Annotated in this window: 16 protein-coding genes; 11 read left to right on the forward strand and 5 right to left on the reverse strand. The window is 63.6% G+C overall.

All coding sequences use genetic code 11. The features are described from left to right. Positions 1–5: 5 nt before the first annotated feature. Entirely contained in the window at positions 6–860 is an 855-nt protein-coding gene (locus LK03_RS05555) for an SDR family oxidoreductase (RefSeq protein WP_038411432.1), read from the reverse strand. A gap of 190 nt (positions 861–1,050) precedes the next feature. Between LK03_RS05555 and exbB the strand changes: the two genes are divergently transcribed. The 6 genes from exbB (at position 1,051) to LK03_RS05585 (ending at position 7,752) form a co-directional block, all read left to right on the forward strand. Further along, a complete protein-coding gene (exbB, locus tag LK03_RS05560) occupies positions 1,051–2,013 on the forward strand; it encodes a tonB-system energizer ExbB (protein WP_038411434.1) in 963 nt (320 codons plus the stop codon). A 3-nt stretch (positions 2,014–2,016) separates the two neighbouring features. Next, positions 2,017–2,445: a TonB system transport protein ExbD gene (gene exbD / locus LK03_RS05565; protein WP_028693158.1), complete on the forward strand. Its 429-nt coding sequence runs from the start codon at positions 2,017–2,019 to the stop codon at positions 2,443–2,445. Further along, on the forward strand, positions 2,442–3,173 hold the full coding sequence (locus tag LK03_RS05570) for an energy transducer TonB (protein ID WP_038411435.1): 732 nt from the start codon (positions 2,442–2,444) through the stop codon (positions 3,171–3,173). Before exbD ends, LK03_RS05570 begins: the two co-directional genes overlap by 4 nt. Positions 3,174–3,266: 93 nt before the next feature. Then, positions 3,267–4,190, forward strand: a complete 924-nt coding sequence (locus tag LK03_RS05575; protein WP_038411436.1) for a hydrogen peroxide-inducible genes activator — start codon at positions 3,267–3,269, stop codon at positions 4,188–4,190. Positions 4,191–4,193: 3 nt separating this feature from the next. Next, positions 4,194–6,272 (forward strand): ATP-dependent DNA helicase RecG, encoded by a 2,079-nt coding sequence (gene recG, locus LK03_RS05580; RefSeq protein WP_038411437.1) that lies wholly within the window; start codon positions 4,194–4,196, stop codon positions 6,270–6,272. A gap of 79 nt (positions 6,273–6,351) precedes the next feature. Then, complete coding sequence (locus tag LK03_RS05585) at positions 6,352–7,752, forward strand: aminoacyl-tRNA deacylase and HDOD domain-containing protein (protein ID WP_038411438.1); 1,401 nt, start codon at positions 6,352–6,354, stop codon at positions 7,750–7,752. Between the two features lie 18 nt (positions 7,753–7,770). On the opposite strand, the gene LK03_RS05590 is transcribed toward LK03_RS05585, so the two are convergent. Next, on the reverse strand, positions 7,771–8,145 hold the full coding sequence (locus LK03_RS05590) for an SCP2 sterol-binding domain-containing protein (RefSeq protein WP_028693153.1): 375 nt from the start codon (positions 8,143–8,145) through the stop codon (positions 7,771–7,773). Between the two features lie 144 nt (positions 8,146–8,289). Next, on the reverse strand, positions 8,290–8,631 hold the full coding sequence (locus LK03_RS05595) for an HU family DNA-binding protein (RefSeq protein WP_049870435.1): 342 nt from the start codon (positions 8,629–8,631) through the stop codon (positions 8,290–8,292). 316 nt (positions 8,632–8,947) lie between these two features. Between LK03_RS05595 and LK03_RS05600 the strand changes: the two genes are divergently transcribed. From LK03_RS05600 to LK03_RS05620, 5 genes are all read left to right on the forward strand, one after another. After that, on the forward strand, positions 8,948–9,505 hold the full coding sequence (locus LK03_RS05600; protein ID WP_038411439.1) for a chorismate--pyruvate lyase family protein: 558 nt from the start codon (positions 8,948–8,950) through the stop codon (positions 9,503–9,505). Further along, positions 9,505–10,395: a 4-hydroxybenzoate octaprenyltransferase gene (gene ubiA, locus LK03_RS05605; RefSeq protein WP_038411440.1), complete on the forward strand. Its 891-nt coding sequence runs from the start codon at positions 9,505–9,507 to the stop codon at positions 10,393–10,395. The genes LK03_RS05600 and ubiA overlap by 1 nt, the downstream gene beginning before the upstream one ends. An 88-nt stretch (positions 10,396–10,483) precedes the next feature. Next, positions 10,484–11,173 (forward strand): phosphate regulon transcriptional regulator PhoB, encoded by a 690-nt coding sequence (gene phoB / locus LK03_RS05610; RefSeq protein ID WP_038414621.1) that lies wholly within the window; start codon positions 10,484–10,486, stop codon positions 11,171–11,173. A gap of 132 nt (positions 11,174–11,305) precedes the next feature. Beyond that, entirely contained in the window at positions 11,306–12,613 is a 1,308-nt protein-coding gene (phoR, locus tag LK03_RS05615; RefSeq protein WP_038411441.1) for a phosphate regulon sensor histidine kinase PhoR, read from the forward strand. A 126-nt stretch (positions 12,614–12,739) separates the two neighbouring features. Beyond that, entirely contained in the window at positions 12,740–14,080 is a 1,341-nt protein-coding gene (locus LK03_RS05620) for a hemolysin family protein (RefSeq protein ID WP_038411442.1), read from the forward strand. A 31-nt stretch (positions 14,081–14,111) separates the two neighbouring features. Here the strand turns inward: LK03_RS05620 and LK03_RS05625 are convergent, their stop codons facing one another. Further along, complete coding sequence (locus tag LK03_RS05625) at positions 14,112–15,026, reverse strand: response regulator (protein WP_038411443.1); 915 nt, start codon at positions 15,024–15,026, stop codon at positions 14,112–14,114. A 142-nt stretch (positions 15,027–15,168) separates the two neighbouring features. Then, the gene (phoU, locus tag LK03_RS05630) at positions 15,169–15,939 is read right to left on the reverse strand and encodes a phosphate signaling complex protein PhoU (protein WP_038411444.1); all 771 of its coding nucleotides are present in this window, start codon (positions 15,937–15,939) and stop codon (positions 15,169–15,171) included. Between the last annotated feature and the right edge of the window lie 43 nt (positions 15,940–15,982).

A 15,982-nucleotide genomic window follows, 5' to 3' on the forward strand; every position in this document is an offset into this window, starting at 1 on the left:
GCCCTTCAAGGCTGCGCGAGAATCGCCGCATACCCCTGTTTGTAACTGGGGTACTGCGGCGCCCAGCCCAACGCCCTCGCCCGGGCGTTGCTGCATCGCTTGCTGCCAGTACGGCGCACGCGCTGCTCATCGGACCAGTGCGTCACCCCCATGTACTCACGCAACCAGGCCACCACCTCGGACAACGCCGCCGGGTCATCGTCGACGCCGAGGTAGCAGTCTTCCAACCCTACGCCGCGCGAGTCGCTTTCCAGCAGAAAAGCCATCAGCCCTGCCGCGTCTTCGGCATGAATGCGGTTGCCATACAGCGGCGGTTGTTCGGCCACGCGGTAGCCCTGTCGCACCTGGCTGAGCAGCCATTCCCGCCCTGGACCATAGATGCCGGTCAGGCGCACCACACTGGCTGCCAGACCGCTGTCCAGGGCCAGTCGCTCGGCAGCCAGCATGATCCGTCCGGAATAACTGTGCGGCTCGGTGGGCGCCGTTTCATCGACCCACTCGCCCTGCTGCTGGGCATACACGCTGCTGCTGGAAACGAACAACAGTCGCCGTGGGCGCTGCTGGTTCTGCGCCAGCCAGCCGAGCACCCGGCGCAGACCGTCGACATAAGCCGCCTGGTAGCCCGCCTCGTCATGCTGATCGGCAGCAACGCAATACACCAGGTAGTCAGGGCTGCGCGAGGGCCACTCTGGCGGTAGATCGTCCTGGCCGAGGTCGGCGCGAATCGGCGTGACACCCGCTGGCAGATGCTCCACCGCGCGGCGTAAACCACTGACCTGCCAGCCTTTATTGAGCAACTGAAGGGCCAGTCTCCCTCCAACATCGCCGCAGCCTACGATCATCGCGGACAGTTCTGACATCACCTAACTCCTGATCTGAAAACAAACGCCCTAGACAGACCTGACGGTCAGCGGCTAGGAGACGAATAAAAAAAGTTACTCTATTACTTCTGTTAACAAGAATTAATTGCAATAATGGCGCCCTCTCTGTTCTCGGCCTTACACGGGGCCGTGGTGACGTCAACTCTTTTCTTCATCAGGTCCGGCCAGCATGACACGCATCCAACCCTCCGCCTCGCCAACCCCATCGCGCGCCTGGCGCGCCATTGCCGCGCTGCTGTTCAGCCTGGCACTGGCCCCCGCTGCCATGGCCGATGAACCCAGTGCCACCACGCCTGCGCCAGCGGCCGCCGCCGCGCCAGCCCCGGCCAACACTAGCGAAACGCCAGCCGCGCCTGCCGACAGCGCTCCGGCCAGCGAAGCTGCCGCCGACGAAAACGTTCAGGCGCTGGTCGAAGACACCAGCCTGGGCATGGCCCACGACCTCTCGCCCTGGGGCATGTACAAGAACGCCGACATCGTGGTGAAGATCGTCATGATCGGCCTGGCCATCGCCTCGATCATCACCTGGACCATCTGGATCGCCAAAGGCTTCGAGCTGATGGGCGCCAAGCGTCGCCTGCGCGGTGAAATCGCTGCGCTGAAGAAATCCGCCAGCCTCAAGGAAGCCAGCGACGTCTCCAGCAAGCAAGGCACCCTCGCCCATACCCTGGTACACGACGCCCTCGAAGAAATGCGTCTGTCGGCCAATACCCGCGAGAAGGAAGGCATCAAGGAACGTGTGAGCTTCCGCCTCGAGCGCCTGGTCGCCGCCAGCGGCCGCAACATGAGCAGCGGCACCGGCGTACTCGCCACCATCGGTTCGACCGCACCCTTCGTGGGTCTGTTCGGCACCGTGTGGGGCATCATGAACAGCTTCATCGGCATCGCCAAGACCCAGACCACCAACCTGGCCGTGGTTGCGCCAGGCATCGCCGAAGCCTTGCTGGCCACTGCCCTGGGCCTGGTCGCGGCGATCCCTGCGGTGGTCATCTACAACGTCTTCGCTCGCTCCATCGCTGGCTACAAGGCGCAGGTTTCCGACGCTTCGGCACAGGTGCTGCTGCTGGTCAGCCGTGACCTCGACCACCAGGGCAGCGACCGCAGCGCCCCTCACATGGTGAAAGTGGGGTAAGCCATGGGCCTGCATCTGAATGAAGGTGGCGACGACCTCGCCGAAAACCACGAAATCAACGTCACGCCGTTCATCGACGTGATGCTGGTCCTGCTGATCATCTTCATGGTCGCCGCGCCTCTGGCCACCGTCGACATCAAGGTCGATCTGCCCGCCTCTACCGCCAAGCCGGCGCCTAGGCCGGAGAAACCGGTGTTCGTCAGCGTCAAGGCCGACCAGAAGCTCTACGTCGGCGACGATCAGGTGCCCACCAACGCTCAGCTCGGCGCCATGCTCGACGCCAAGACCAAGGGCGACAAGGAGACCACCATCTTCTTCCAGGCCGACAAGGGCGTGGATTACGGTGACCTGATGGAAGTGATGAACACCATGCGCGCGGCCGGCTACCTGAAAGTCGGTCTGGTAGGGCTTGAGACGGCAGCGAAAAAATGACGAAGACGCGGCGAACCCTGGCGCGTTACAGCACCAGCCTGGGCATCGTGCTCGGCCTGCATGCCGCCGCTGTGCTGCTCATGCTCGACTGGTCGGTGCCGCAAGCCATCGAACTGCCCCCGGCAGCGATGATGGTCGAGCTGGCACCGCTGCCTGAGCCTGCGCCGCCACCACCCCCCAAGGTGGTGCCCCAACCACCGGCGCCGGTCGAAGAACCGCCGTTGCCGAAACTGGTCGAAGCACCGAAACCGAAAATCGCGATTCCAAAACCGCCCAAGCCCAAGGCCAAGCCACAGCCGCCCAAGCCTGAGAAAAAGCCTGAGCCGCCGCGCGAGGAACCGCCCCAGGAGCAGGTAGCCGACACGCCGCCCAGCACCGAGCCGCCGAAAAAGTCGGCAGCCCCGGCGCCGAGCATCGCGTCGAACAGTAAAGCCTTGCCCACGTGGCAGAGCGACTTGCTGCGCCACCTGGCCAAGTACAAGCGTTACCCGGAGGACGCGCGTCGCCGCGGCCTGCAGGGTATCAATCGACTGCGTTTCGTCGTCGATGCCAACGGCAAGGTGTTGTCATACGAAATGGCCGGAGGCTCGGGCAGTGCGGCGCTCGATCGCGCCACTCTGGAGATGATCCGCCGTGCGCAACCGCTGCCCAAGCCCCCAGCAGAACTGCTGAGCAACGGCAGCATCGAAGTGGTCGCCCCGTTCGTCTACTCGCTGGATAAACGCTAGACCGTTGCTTCTGTCACACCTGCGCACGTCTGATAACGTGCGTCTATCGATTGCAGCCGCTATGCTGGGCCCGCAACTTCATGGACGCACGTTATGACCCTCACTGAACTCCGCTACATCGTCACTCTCGCCCAGGAACAGCACTTTGGCCACGCCGCCGAACGCTGCCACGTCAGCCAGCCAACCCTGTCGGTCGGGGTGAAGAAGCTCGAAGACGAGCTCGGCGTGCTGATCTTCGAGCGCAGCAAGAGCGCAGTTCGCCTGACCCCCGTCGGTGAAGGCATCGTCGCCCAGGCGCAGAAGGTGCTGGAGCAGGCGCAGGGCATCCGCGAACTGGCCCAGGCCGGCAAGAACCAGCTCACCGCCCCGCTCAAGGTCGGCGCCATCTATACCGTCGGCCCGTACCTGTTCCCGCACCTGATTCCGCAGTTGCACCGGGTCGCGCCGCAGATGCCGCTGTACATCGAGGAAAACTTCACCCACGTGCTGCGCGACAAGCTGCGCAATGGCGAGCTCGACGCGGTAATCATCGCCCTGCCGTTCAACGAAGCCGACGTGCTGACCCTGCCGCTTTACGACGAGCCATTCTGCGCACTGATGCCCAGCGGCCACCCATGGACCGCGCGCGAAACCATCGATACCGCCTTGCTCAACGACAAGAGCCTGCTGCTGCTCGGCGAGGGCCACTGCTTTCGTGACCAGGTGCTGGAAGCCTGCCCGACGCTGAGCAAGAACAGCGATTCGCGCCACACCACCGTGGAATCCAGCTCGCTGGAAACCATCCGCCACATGGTCGCCTCCGGCCTCGGGGTGTCGATTCTGCCGCTGTCGGCGGTGCACAGCCATCACTACGCGCCAGGCGTCATCGAGGTGCGTCCGCTGACGGCGCCCGCACCGTTCCGCACGGTCGCCATCGCCTGGCGGGCGAGTTTCCCGCGGCCCAAGGCGATCGAGATCCTCGCCGATTCGATACGCCTGTGCTCGGTGATCCCTAACCGCACGGAACAGCCGACCTGAACCATGACAGAGCTGTCGAACGTGCCGGTCACGGCGCTCAAAGGAGTCGGCGAGGCGATGGCCGAGAAGCTTGCCAAAGTCGGCCTGGAAACGGTTCAGGACGTCCTGTTCCACTTGCCCGCACGCTATCAGGATCGTACCCGCGTCGTGCCCATCGGCGAGCTGCGCCCTGGCCAGGATGCGGTGATCGAAGGCGTGGTCAGCGGCACTGACGTGACCATGGGCAAGCGCCGCAGTCTGGTGGTGCGGCTCAACGATGGCAGCGGCACTCTGACCTTGCGCTTCTATCACTTCAGCAATGCGCAGAAAGAAGGGCTCAAGCGTGGCACGCAACTGCGGTGCTATGGCGAAGCCCGGCCAGGCGCCTCGGGGCTGGAGATCTACCACCCCGAATACCGCGCGCTCAATGGCAGCGAGCCGGCCCCTGCGGTCGAACAGACCCTGACGCCGATCTACCCCACCACCGAAGGCCTGACCCAGCAACGCCTGCGCCTGCTCTGCCAGCAGAGCCTGAGCCTGCTCGGCCCGCGCAGCCTGCCAGACTGGCTGCCGGCCGAACTGATCGGTGAGTACCAGCTGGCGTCGCTCGACGACGCCATTCGCTACCTGCATAACCCCCCTGCCGACGCCGATGTCGACGAGCTCGCCGAGGGCCATCATTGGGCGCAACATCGCCTGGCCTTCGAAGAGCTGCTGACCCACCAGCTCTCGCAACAACGCCTGCGCGAAAGCCTGCGCAGCTTGCGCGCGCCCGTGCTGCCCAAGGCCAGACGCCTGCCGACCCAGTACCTGGCCAACCTCGGTTTCGCCCCGACCGGTGCCCAGCAGCGGGTCGGCAACGAGATTGCCTACGACCTGAGCCTGCACGAGCCGATGATGCGCCTGGTACAAGGTGACGTCGGCGCGGGCAAGACCGTGGTCGCGGCCCTCGCCGCCCTGCAGGCGCTGGAGGCCGGCTATCAGGTGGCGCTCATGGCACCCACCGAGATTCTTGCCGAGCAGCATTACCTGACCTTCAAACGCTGGCTCGAGCCACTGGGCCTGGAAGTGGCCTGGCTGGCTGGCAAGCTCAAGGGCAAGGCCCGCGTCAGCGCTCTGGAGCAGATCGCCGGTGGTGCGCCGATGGTGGTGGGTACCCACGCCCTGTTCCAGGAAGAAGTGCATTTCAAGCACCTGGCCTTGGCCATCATCGACGAGCAGCACCGCTTCGGCGTGCAGCAGCGCCTGGCCCTGCGAAAGAAAGGGGTCGCTGGCGAGCTGTGCCCGCACCAGTTGATCATGACCGCCACGCCGATCCCACGGACCCTGGCCATGAGCGCCTATGCCGACCTCGACACCTCGGTGCTCGACGAGCTGCCGCCGGGGCGCACCCCGGTCAACACCGTACTGGTGGCCGACAGCCGTCGCTTCGAGGTGGTCGAGCGCGTCCGCGCGGCCTGCGCCGAAGGGCGCCAGGCGTATTGGGTCTGTACCCTGATCGAAGAATCCGAAGAACTGACCTGCCAGGCTGCGCAGAGCACCTTCGAGGACCTGGGCAGCGCCTTGGGCGAGCTGAGCGTCGGTCTGATCCATGGCCGCATGAAGCCGGCCGACAAGGCTGCGGTCATGGCCGAATTCAAAGAGGGACGGCTGCAACTGCTGGTGGCCACCACCGTCATCGAGGTCGGTGTGGACGTGCCCAATGCCAGCCTGATGATCATCGAGAACCCCGAGCGCCTGGGTCTGGCGCAACTGCACCAGTTGCGTGGACGGGTCGGTCGCGGCAGTGCGGCCAGCCATTGCGTGCTGCTGTATCACCCGCCGCTGTCGCAGATCGGTCGCGAGCGACTGGGCATCATGCGCGAGACCAACGACGGCTTCGTCATCGCTGAAAAGGACCTGGAACTGCGCGGTCCTGGCGAGATGCTCGGGACGCGGCAGACCGGGCTGCTACAGTTCAAGGTCGCCGACCTGATGCGCGACGCCGATCTGCTGCCTGCCGTGCGTGATGCTGCCCAAGCATTGCTGGCACGCTGGCCCGGTCACGTCAGCCCACTGCTGGACCGCTGGTTACGCCATGGCCAGCAATATGGCCAGGTGTGATACCGGTCTCACAATCAGGCCGGTGAGGACAGCCGGCTGATTATACTTTCGCGATTGCAAGGAGAATCTGGACCAGACCATGACTGAAGTTGCCCTGGACACCGCAACCCCACGCGCACCGTCTGTAATCCGGCTGCTGCTCGACAAACTCGGCGTGGCCTACCGCGAAGTGCCGGACCACTTTGCGCTGCCTGCCGCTGCCAAGGTGCAGGCGATTCTGCTCGACGACGAAGTCGGCGCGTTGATGGTGCTGTTCCCGCAGAGCCAGTTGCTCGACCTCCAGCGCCTTCAAGAGCTGACCGGACGCAGCCTGCTGGCGGTGCGCGGCGCTCGCCTGAAAACCATGCTCGACAAGCACGGCCTCAAGGCGCTACCCGGCATCCCGGCCCTGACCAGTTCGCCCTGCCTGTATGAACAGAGCCTGCTTGCGCTCGACGCGGTGTTGCTGCAGTCCGGGGAAACCGGTTTATGGCTGGAGCTTGAGCGCGACGTCTTCAAGCGCCTGCTGAGCAAGGCCAGCGCCGGCAGCTTCGGCGAACACGTGCGACTGATCCAACCCAGTTTCGATCGTCTCAATGACAACCCCCGAGAAATCACACACGCCGTGCAGGTGTTCACCGCACGGCGTATCCAGCAGCGCCTGCAGCAGACCATCGAGATTCCGCCGCTGGCCGACACCGCGCAGAAGATCATCAAGCTGCGGGTCGACCCCAACGCCAGTGTCGACGACATCACGGGTGTGGTCGAAACCGATCCTGCACTGGCGGCGCAGGTGGTGAGCTGGGCGGCGTCGCCCTACTACGCATCGCCTGGAAAGATTCGCTCGGTGGAGGACGCCATCGTCCGTGTGCTGGGCTTTGATCTGGTCATCAACCTGGCGCTGGGCTTGGCCCTGGGCAAGACCATGAGCCTGCCCAAGGACCAGCCGGAACACATGACCCCCTACTGGCAACAAGCGATCTACACCGCTGCCGTCATCGAGGGCCTGACCCGGGCAATGCCACGCCCCTCACGCCCGGAAGCCGGCCTTACCTACCTGGCAGGCCTGCTGCACAACTTCGGTTATCTGTTGCTGGCCCATGTGTTTCCGCCGCATTTCTCGCTGATCTGCCGCCACCTCGAGGTCAACCCGCACCTGAGCCACACCTACGTGGAACAGCATCTGCTGGACATCAATCGCGAACAGATGGGTGCCTGGCTGATGAAGCTGTGGGACATGCCGGAAGAAATCTGTACCGCGCTGCGCTTTCAGGACGATGCCAGCTACGACGGCGAGTACGCGGCATACCCGAACCTGGTGTGCCTGGCCAATCGCCTGCTGCGCACGCGTGGCATCGGTGCCGGACCGCAGAAACCGATTCCTGACCAACTGCTGAGCCGTCTGGGGCTTTCGCAGGACAAGGCCGAGGACGTGGTGAGCAAGGTGCTCGATGCCGAAGCGCTGCTGCGCGAGCTGGCCTCGCAATTCAACACGCCGTAAATCCAGCGTCCCGATCGATCAGGCTTTCTTGCGCGGCTTGAGGTACTTCATCAGGTTCTGGAACCACATCACCAGCGCGGGATTGCCCTTGATCTGGATGTGCTTGTCTTGAATGCCCTGCATGAACGCCAGTTGCTTGTTGCTGGCTTGCAAGGTGGCGTAGCCGTAGGCGGCATCCTTGAAGGCGATGGCGAACGCTGGCTGCGGATGCACGCCCGCCTTGCTGCTCACGCGCTGGTCGCGAACGAAGAAATGCCGCGCGATCTTGCCGTCGAGGGTCTGCATCTGGAACACAAGGTCCTTGTCAGCCAACTGCTGCTGAAAAGCGGGGTTGTTACGGCTGGCCCTGGCCATCAGCAGGCCCATGGCCCAGAGCAGGAAACGAAACTTCATCAAGGCTTCTCGGCTTCAAAGTGACTGAAACCGCGATTCTATCCGCAAAAATCAATGTGTATAGGGACTTTCGTGCCAGCGGCAGCGCATCAACACAAAGGGCGCCCAAGGCGCCCGCTTGCTGACGGGGAAAGCTGAAGAACGCTAGGTGGCGGATTTGCCAGTCTTGCCTGTGGCGCCTTTCTTGCGCGACGCGCTGGCAGCACCCTGCGCTGGCACGGCGACCGTGTCCTTGAGCAGCTTTCCGGGTTTGAAGGCAACGGTGTTGGTGGCTCTGATCTGCACCGGCTCGCCGGTCTGAGGATTCTTGCCCGTGCGCGCGCCGCGGTGACGTTTCTCGAACGTACCGAAACCGACCAGGGTCACCGATTCTTTGGCAACTGCTGCCGTGATCGAGTCGAGAATGGCATTGAGCACGTGGTTGCCCATTTCCTTGGTGAGGTCGGTTTTCTCGGCAATGACGCCGGCCAAATCGGGTTTACGCATAATGATGCCTCGTAGACGGGTTTTTGTTGTTATGCCGTACTGCCAGTAACGCGACGCTGACAGCGCCGACAGGCTCTAGCCTGCGGTAGGCGGATTTGAGAATGGCACGCCCCATTGGACCGCGCCAGTGGCCGCCGGGGCCTTGTCGCTTAGAGGTAATGGCATAGATGCCATACAGCACTGTTTTTCCGCCAAAGCGCCGCTCAGGCCATGGGCAGTACTCCTGTGATCGACGCGCCAGCACCGCACCGGAGTCTGGAAAGCCAGGCGAACATGCTAAGCTCGTCGCCTCTGTGGCCTGTATCAGCGTACCGACGTGCCCGACGACATTTCGCAAGTAACCGCCCTTCAGTGGCTGACCCCCGCACAGCTGGCAGGCGACCTCGATGCGCACCTGCTCGACTGGCTGTTCGATGAAGGTTCACTTACCCGCCGCCTGAGCCAACTGGCCGACCAGCAGTTCTCCGTCACCCCTTTGCGTGAAGGCTGGCAAGCATTGCGGGCCGACGAATGCGCAGCCTTGGGCATTGTGCCAGGTGCTGAAGGTTGGGTACGCGAGGTCTACCTGCGCGGCCATGGCCAGCCTTGGGTGTTTGCCCGCAGCGTGGCGGCGCGCAGCGCGCTGGAGCGCGGCGGGCTCGACCTGCAGACGCTGGGGACACGCTCGCTGGGCGAGCTGCTGTTCTGTGACCAGGCATTCGTGCGCCATCCGCTGCAGGCCTGCCAGTACCCACCCGCCTGGCTGCCTGCCGACGCGCCCCAACAACACCTGTGGGCACGCCGCTCGCGCTTCGAGCGCGAGGGCCTGAGCCTGCTGGTGGCTGAAATCTTCCTGCCCGCCCTCTGGCGCGCGGCCGACAAGGACGCTCGTTGATGTACCTGCAACTGCTCAAATCGCTCAACCGTCTGCACCCGCGTGCCTGGGATTTCATTCAACTGAGCCGCATGGATCGCCCGATCGGCATCTACCTGCTGCTGTGGCCAACCCTGTCTGCGGTGTGGATCGCCGGTAACGGCGCACCCACCCTGGCCAACGTGCTGATCTTCGGCCTTGGGGTGGTGCTGATGCGCGCCGCCGGCTGCTGCATCAATGATTTCGCCGACCGCAAGGTCGATGGCCACGTCAAACGTACTGCAGATCGCCCTCTGGCGGCCGGGCGCATTCGTTCGCGCGAAGCGCTGGCGCTGTTCGCCGCGCTGGTGACGCTGAGTTTCCTTCTGGTGTTGTGCACCAATGCCACCACGGTCTGGCTGTCGTTCGGCGCACTGGCGTTGGCGGCGTGCTACCCCTTCATGAAGCGCTACACCTATTACCCACAGGTGGTGCTGGGCGCCGCCTATTCGTGGGGCATCCCCATGGCCTTCACCGCCGCCACCGGCACGCTGCCGGCCAGCGCCTGGCTGCTGTACATCGCCAACGTGCTGTGGACGGTCGGTTACGACACTTACTACGCCATGGTCGACCGTGACGACGATCTGAAAATCGGCGTGAAGTCGACAGCGATTCTATTCGGCGAAGCAGACCGGGTGATCATCCTTAGCCTGCAACTGCTGTCGCTGGGCTGTCTGCTGCTGGCCGGCAACCGTTTCGAGTTGGGCGGCTGGTTCCAGCTGGGCATCCTCGCTGCGGCGCTGTGCTTCGTGTGGGAGTTCTGGACGACCCGCAGCCTGGGGCGTGAAGTCTGCTTCAAAGCCTTCCTGCACAACCACTGGGCCGGGCTGCTGGTGTTCATCGGCGTGGTCCTGGACTACGCCTGGCGCTGAACGCAAGACCACTGCCTGTCACACAGCTGCAATAATTCCGTTATCTAATGCGCTGCATGAAACGGTTAGCCCAGGAGAGGTTGTGAGCATGGTTGGCAGAAGCATTCTGATCGTCGACGACGAAGCGCCCATTCGCGAAATGATCGCCGTCGCGCTGGAAATGGCCGGCTATGACTGCCTGGAAGCCGAGAATTCGCAACAGGCCCACGCCATCATCGTCGACCGCAAGCCTGACCTGATCCTGCTCGACTGGATGCTTCCCGGCACCTCGGGCATTGAGCTGGCCAGGCGCCTGAAGCGCGATGAGCTGACCGGCAGCATTCCGATCATCATGCTCACCGCCAAGGGTGAGGAAGACAACAAGATCCAGGGCCTGGAAGTCGGCGCCGACGACTACATCACCAAGCCGTTCTCGCCCCGTGAACTGGTGGCGCGACTCAAGGCCGTGCTGCGCCGCACCGGCCCTGCCGACAGCGAAGCGCCCATCGAGATCGGCGGCCTGCTGCTCGACCCCATCAGCCACCGCGTCACCATCGACGGCAAGCCCGCCGACATGGGCCCTACCGAATACCGTCTGCTGCAGTTCTTCATGACCCATCAGGAACGTGCCTACACCCGTGGGCAGTTGCTCGACCAGGTGTGGGGCGGCAACGTCTACGTCGAGGAACGCACCGTCGATGTGCATATCCGTCGCCTGCGCAAAGCGCTGGGTGAAGCCTACGAGAATCTGGTACAAACCGTCCGCGGCACCGGTTATCGCTTCTCCACCAAGAGCTGAACCGGCAGCGCCACGCCTGTAATCCCATGCTGCTTGCAGCAGGGCTGAACAACGGACGTCACAGCACCACCGATCCGCACCCGCTCGCAGCGCCTGGCCTGCGGTGGGCCGTCGGGTCCGAAGGATTTCCACGTGAACCAGAACTGGCATGCGACCCTTATTCGCCACCTGTTGCTGCTGATCACCCTCTGCCTGCTCGGCGGCCTGATCAGCGGGCACTACGGCTGGAGCCTGACCGTCGGGCTGGCGCTGTACCTGGGCTGGACGCTCAAGCAACTGTTGCGTCTGCATGACTGGCTGAGCCACCACAAACCCGACGAAGCGCCGCCCGACGGTTATGGCCTGTGGGGCGAGGTGTTCGACAGCATCTACCACCTGCAACGTCGTGATCAGCGGGTGCGAGGCCGGCTGCAAGCGGTGATCGACCGAGTGCAGGAGTCCACCGCCGCGCTGCGCGATGCGGTGATCATGCTCGACAGCGACGGCAACCTGGAATGGTGGAACCGCGCAGCCGAGACCCTGCTTGGTCTGAAGACGCCCCAGGATGGCGGTCAGGCCGTCACCAACCTGGTGCGCCATCCGCGCTTCAAGGAATACTTCGAAGCGGAAAACTACGCCGAACCGCTGGAAATCCCCTCGCCAATCAACGACCGCCTGCGCATCCAGCTCAACATCACTCGCTACGGCAACAACGAGCACCTGATGCTGGTGCGCGACGTCACCCGCATTCATCAGCTCGAACAGATGCGCAAGGACTTCGTCGCCAACGTCTCCCACGAACTGCGCACTCCGCTGACGGTAATCGCCGGTTATCTGGAGACTCTGCTCGACAACGTCGATGAAGTGAATCCGCGCTGGGCTCGCGCCTTGCAGCAGATGAGCCAGCAAGGCTCGCGCATGCAGGCCCTGCTCAACGACTTGCTGCTGTTGGCCAAACTGGAAGCCACCGACTACCCCTCGGACAACCAGCCTGTGCCCGTCGAGGCAATGCTCAAGACCATTCAGGCCGACGCCCTGGCGCTGTCCGGGCCGCGCCAGCAACGGATCAGCCTGGAGGCGCAACCCGGTGTCAGCCTCAAGGGCAGTGAGTCGGAGCTGCGCAGCGCCTTTTCCAATCTGGTGTTCAATGCCGTCAAGTACACCCAGGATGCAGGCGACATCCGCATTCGCTGGTGGCGCGATGAGCATGGCGCGCACCTGAGCGTGCAGGACACCGGCCCGGGCATAGAAGCCAAGCACTTGCCGCGGTTGACTGAGCGCTTCTATCGGGTCGACTCCAGCCGCGCGTCCAACACTGGCGGCACCGGGCTGGGCCTGGCCATCGTCAAGCACGTGTTGCTGCGCCATCGCGGGCGCCTGGAGATCAGCAGCGTGCTGGGTCACGGCAGCACCTTCACCTGCCACTTCCCGGCTTCCCAGGTGGCCACACGCGCCCGCTGAGGCCCACGGTTCAGCACTCCCCTTTGCTTTTATGGTCTCAACCGCTACATTGGATCGCTTGTGCCAGCATCCGCTGGCACTTTTTTTCCCTTCTCAACAACAGACGGACCCCGTAAAAAATCCATCATGGACCCTTCCCCTGCGTTTAGCCTCACCTCGCTATTTGCCGATTTCGGCATGATTCTCTTTGCGCTGTTCCTGGTTCTGCTCAACGGCTTCTTCGTCGCCGCCGAGTTCGCCATGGTCAAACTGCGCTCGACCCGCGTCGAATCCATCGCCGAACTGCACGGCTGGCGTGGCGGTATCCTGCGCAAGGTACACAGCCAGCTGGACGCCTACCTGTCGGCCTGCCAGCTGGGTATCACCCTGGCGTCGCTGGGCCTGGGCTGGGTCGGTGAACCGGCGTTCGCCCACCTGCTCGAACCGTTGCTGGCCTATCTGGGCGTGGACAGCCCCGAGCTGATCAAGGGCATCTCGTTCTTCGTCGCCTTCTTCGTGATTTCCTACCTGCACATCGTGGTCGGCGAACTGGCGCCCAAGTCGTGGGCGATTCGCAAGCCCGAGCTGCTGTCGCTGTGGACGGCCGTGCCGCTGTACCTGTTCTACTGGGCCATGTACCCGGCGATCTACCTGCTCAACGCCAGCGCCAACACCATCCTGCGCATTGCCGGCCAGGGCGAGCCAGGCCCGCACCACGAGCACCATTACAGCCGTGAAGAACTCAAGCTGATCCTGCACTCCAGCCGTGGCCAGGACCCCAGCGACCAGGGCATGCGCGTGCTGGCGTCGGCGGTGGAGATGGGCGAGCTGGAGGTGGTCGACTGGGCCAACTCGCGCGAGGACATGATCAGCCTCGACTCACGCGCGCCGCTCAAGGAAATCCTGGCGATGTTCCGTCGCCACAAGTTCAGCCGTTATCCGGTGTACGACCACGAGCGCGAAGAGTTCATCGGTCTGCTGCATATCAAGGACCTGCTGCTGGAGCTGGCCGAGCCCGACCACCTGCCTGGCACACTCGACCTCGACGACCTGATTCGCCCGCTGGAGCGTGTGTCGCGGCACATGCCGCTGTCGCAACTGCTGGAGCAGTTCCGCAAGGGCGGTGCGCATTTCGTGCTGGTCGAAGAGGCCGATGGCAAGGTGATCGGCTACCTGACCATGGAAGACGTGCTGGAAGTGCTGGTCGGTGACATTCAGGACGAGCACCGCAAGACCGAGCGCGGCATTCTTGCCTATCAACCTGGCAAGCTGCTGGTGCGCGGCGACACGCCGCTGTTCAAGGTCGAACGTCTGCTCGGTGTCGACCTTGACCACATCGAGGCCGAGACCCTCGCAGGCCTGGTCTACGAGACCCTCAAGCGCGTTCCGGAAGAGGAAGAGTTGCTGGAGGTCGAAGGCCTGCGCATCAACATCAAGAAGATGAAAGGCCCGAAGATCGTCCTGGCCAAGGTGCTCAAGCTCGACTGAGCACCCAGCGGGGCTGGCAACAGCCCCAGCGTCAGGCGCCTGGGGTGAAGTGCTTCTGCGCCGTACCCCGGGCGATCAGCCGCGAGAGGTAGTCGAGCTTCTGCGCATCCTGATCGACGAACTTGAACGTCAGTTGCAGCCAGTCGCTGTCCGGCCGCTGCTCCAGCGCGGCGATGGCGTGCAGATAGCCATTGAGCCGTGCCACCTCGGCCTGCTCGCCCTGCTCGAGGTCCAGTACCGCACTTTCCAGAATCTGCGGCAGCGCTTCGCTGCGGCGGATGACCAGCAGCGCCTCTTTGAGGCTCAGCGCCTTGATGACACAACCCTGCACCGCACCGCTGGCCAGACGTAACTGGCCCTGGCCACGGCCGGCAGGCGCGGGGGTCGGCGCAGCAGTCGGCGCCGGCGCCACAGGGGCACGCGGTGCGGCACTGGCCGGCGCGGCCATGGCCGCTGCCGGAGCCTGGGCCGTCTGCGGACGACCACCGGTCAAAGCATTGAGCGAGTCATTGGCGAAGGCCGAGGTAGCCCGTGCCGGCACACCACTGAGCAACGTTTCGAGCTTGCCGGTCTTGCTCAAGGCCTTTTTCACCTTGGTCAGCAACTGCTCGTTGGTGAAGGGCTTGCCAACGAAGTCCGAGACGCCCGCCTGAATCGCCTGGATAACGTTTTCCTTGTCGCCGCGGCTGGTCACCATGATGAACGGCAAACCTTTGAGCGACGGCTGCTGGCGGCACCATTCGAGCAGCTCAAGGCCGCTCATTTCCGGCATCTCCCAATCGCACAGCACCAGGTCGAACGGCTCTTTGCTCAACATCGCCATGGCCTTGCGGCCGTTGATGGCATCTTCCACGGCGATGCCGGGGAAGGCGCTGCGCAGGGCTTTTCTGACTAGGTCGCGAATGAACGAGGCGTCGTCCACCACCAGCACTTTGACTTTACTCATCGATATTCCTCATCTATGCCGGCTAGCATACCGCCGACTAGTGGCATTTTGCCAAAAAGCCGTGCCAGCCGCGCTCATCGCAGGCGTCCGGTGAAAACGACGACGCCCGGCACTGGCCGGGCGTCTTGGCGAACGCGCAGTACTATTTATCGTCAGGCGAGGGCGGAACATTAGCCAGGAGTACATCATCCAGGCCCTTGCCCTGGACTTCGGCCTGCATGCGCTTGAGGCCCATGTGCCGCACGTCGGTGCCACGCACCAGGTAGATGACCAGCTCGGAGATGTTGCGCGCATGGTCGCCGATACGTTCCAGCGAACGCAGCGCCCAGATCACGCTGAGTACCCGCGAGATCGAGCGCGGGTCTTCCATCATGTAGGTCACCAGCTCGCGCAGGGCGGTCTTGTACTCGCGGTCGATGGTCTTGTCGTACTGCGCCACCGACAAGGCCAGGTCGGCATCGAAGCGGGCGAAGGCGTCGAGGGCATCGCGGACCATGTTGCGCACTTGGTCACCGATGTGTCGCACCTCGACATAGCCACGCGGCGATTCGCCCTCTTCGCACAGCTGGATGGCGCGGCGGGCGATCTTGGTCGACTCGTCGCCGATACGTTCGAGGTCGATTACCGATTTGGAAATGCTGATGATCAGGCGCAAGTCCGAGGCTGCCGGCTGACGCCGGGCGAGAATGCGCACGCATTCCTCGTCGATGTTGCGCTCCATCTGGTTGATCTGCTCGTCGACCTCTCGCACCTGCTGGGCCAACCCCGAGTCGGCCTCGATCAGCGCGGTGACCGCGTCGTTCACCTGCTTCTCGACCAGCCCGCCCATGGCCAGCAGATGGCTGCGCACCTCCTCCAGCTCGGCGTTGAATTGCTGGGAAATGTGGTGGGTGAGGCTTTCTTTGTTGATCATGCTGTCGCTCCGCGATCGCGCCTCTGGAGGCGAGCTGCAAGCT

Source organism: Pseudomonas cremoricolorata (genome assembly GCF_000759535.1).
Taxonomy (GTDB): Bacteria; Pseudomonadota; Gammaproteobacteria; order Pseudomonadales; family Pseudomonadaceae; genus Aquipseudomonas; species Aquipseudomonas cremoricolorata_A.

What these genes read in the sequence shown, in the direction of transcription:
- LK03_RS05555 (WP_038411432.1), bottom strand. Translation starts at nt 860, where the DNA reads ATGTCAGAACTGTCCGCGATGATCGTAGGCTGCGGCGATGTTGGAGGG.
- exbB (WP_038411434.1), top strand. Translation starts at nt 1,051, where the DNA reads ATGACACGCATCCAACCCTCCGCCTCGCCAACCCCATCGCGCGCCTGG.
- exbD (WP_028693158.1), top strand. Translation starts at nt 2,017, where the DNA reads ATGGGCCTGCATCTGAATGAAGGTGGCGACGACCTCGCCGAAAACCAC.
- LK03_RS05570 (WP_038411435.1), top strand. Translation starts at nt 2,442, where the DNA reads ATGACGAAGACGCGGCGAACCCTGGCGCGTTACAGCACCAGCCTGGGC.
- LK03_RS05575 (WP_038411436.1), top strand. Translation starts at nt 3,267, where the DNA reads ATGACCCTCACTGAACTCCGCTACATCGTCACTCTCGCCCAGGAACAG.
- recG (WP_038411437.1), top strand. Translation starts at nt 4,194, where the DNA reads ATGACAGAGCTGTCGAACGTGCCGGTCACGGCGCTCAAAGGAGTCGGC.
- LK03_RS05585 (WP_038411438.1), top strand. Translation starts at nt 6,352, where the DNA reads ATGACTGAAGTTGCCCTGGACACCGCAACCCCACGCGCACCGTCTGTA.
- LK03_RS05590 (WP_028693153.1), bottom strand. Translation starts at nt 8,145, where the DNA reads ATGAAGTTTCGTTTCCTGCTCTGGGCCATGGGCCTGCTGATGGCCAGG.
- LK03_RS05595 (WP_049870435.1), bottom strand. Translation starts at nt 8,631, where the DNA reads ATGCGTAAACCCGATTTGGCCGGCGTCATTGCCGAGAAAACCGACCTC.
- ubiA (WP_038411440.1), top strand. Translation starts at nt 9,505, where the DNA reads ATGTACCTGCAACTGCTCAAATCGCTCAACCGTCTGCACCCGCGTGCC.
- phoB (WP_038414621.1), top strand. Translation starts at nt 10,484, where the DNA reads ATGGTTGGCAGAAGCATTCTGATCGTCGACGACGAAGCGCCCATTCGC.
- LK03_RS05620 (WP_038411442.1), top strand. Translation starts at nt 12,740, where the DNA reads ATGGACCCTTCCCCTGCGTTTAGCCTCACCTCGCTATTTGCCGATTTC.
- LK03_RS05625 (WP_038411443.1), bottom strand. Translation starts at nt 15,026, where the DNA reads ATGAGTAAAGTCAAAGTGCTGGTGGTGGACGACGCCTCGTTCATTCGC.
- phoU (WP_038411444.1), bottom strand. Translation starts at nt 15,939, where the DNA reads ATGATCAACAAAGAAAGCCTCACCCACCACATTTCCCAGCAATTCAAC.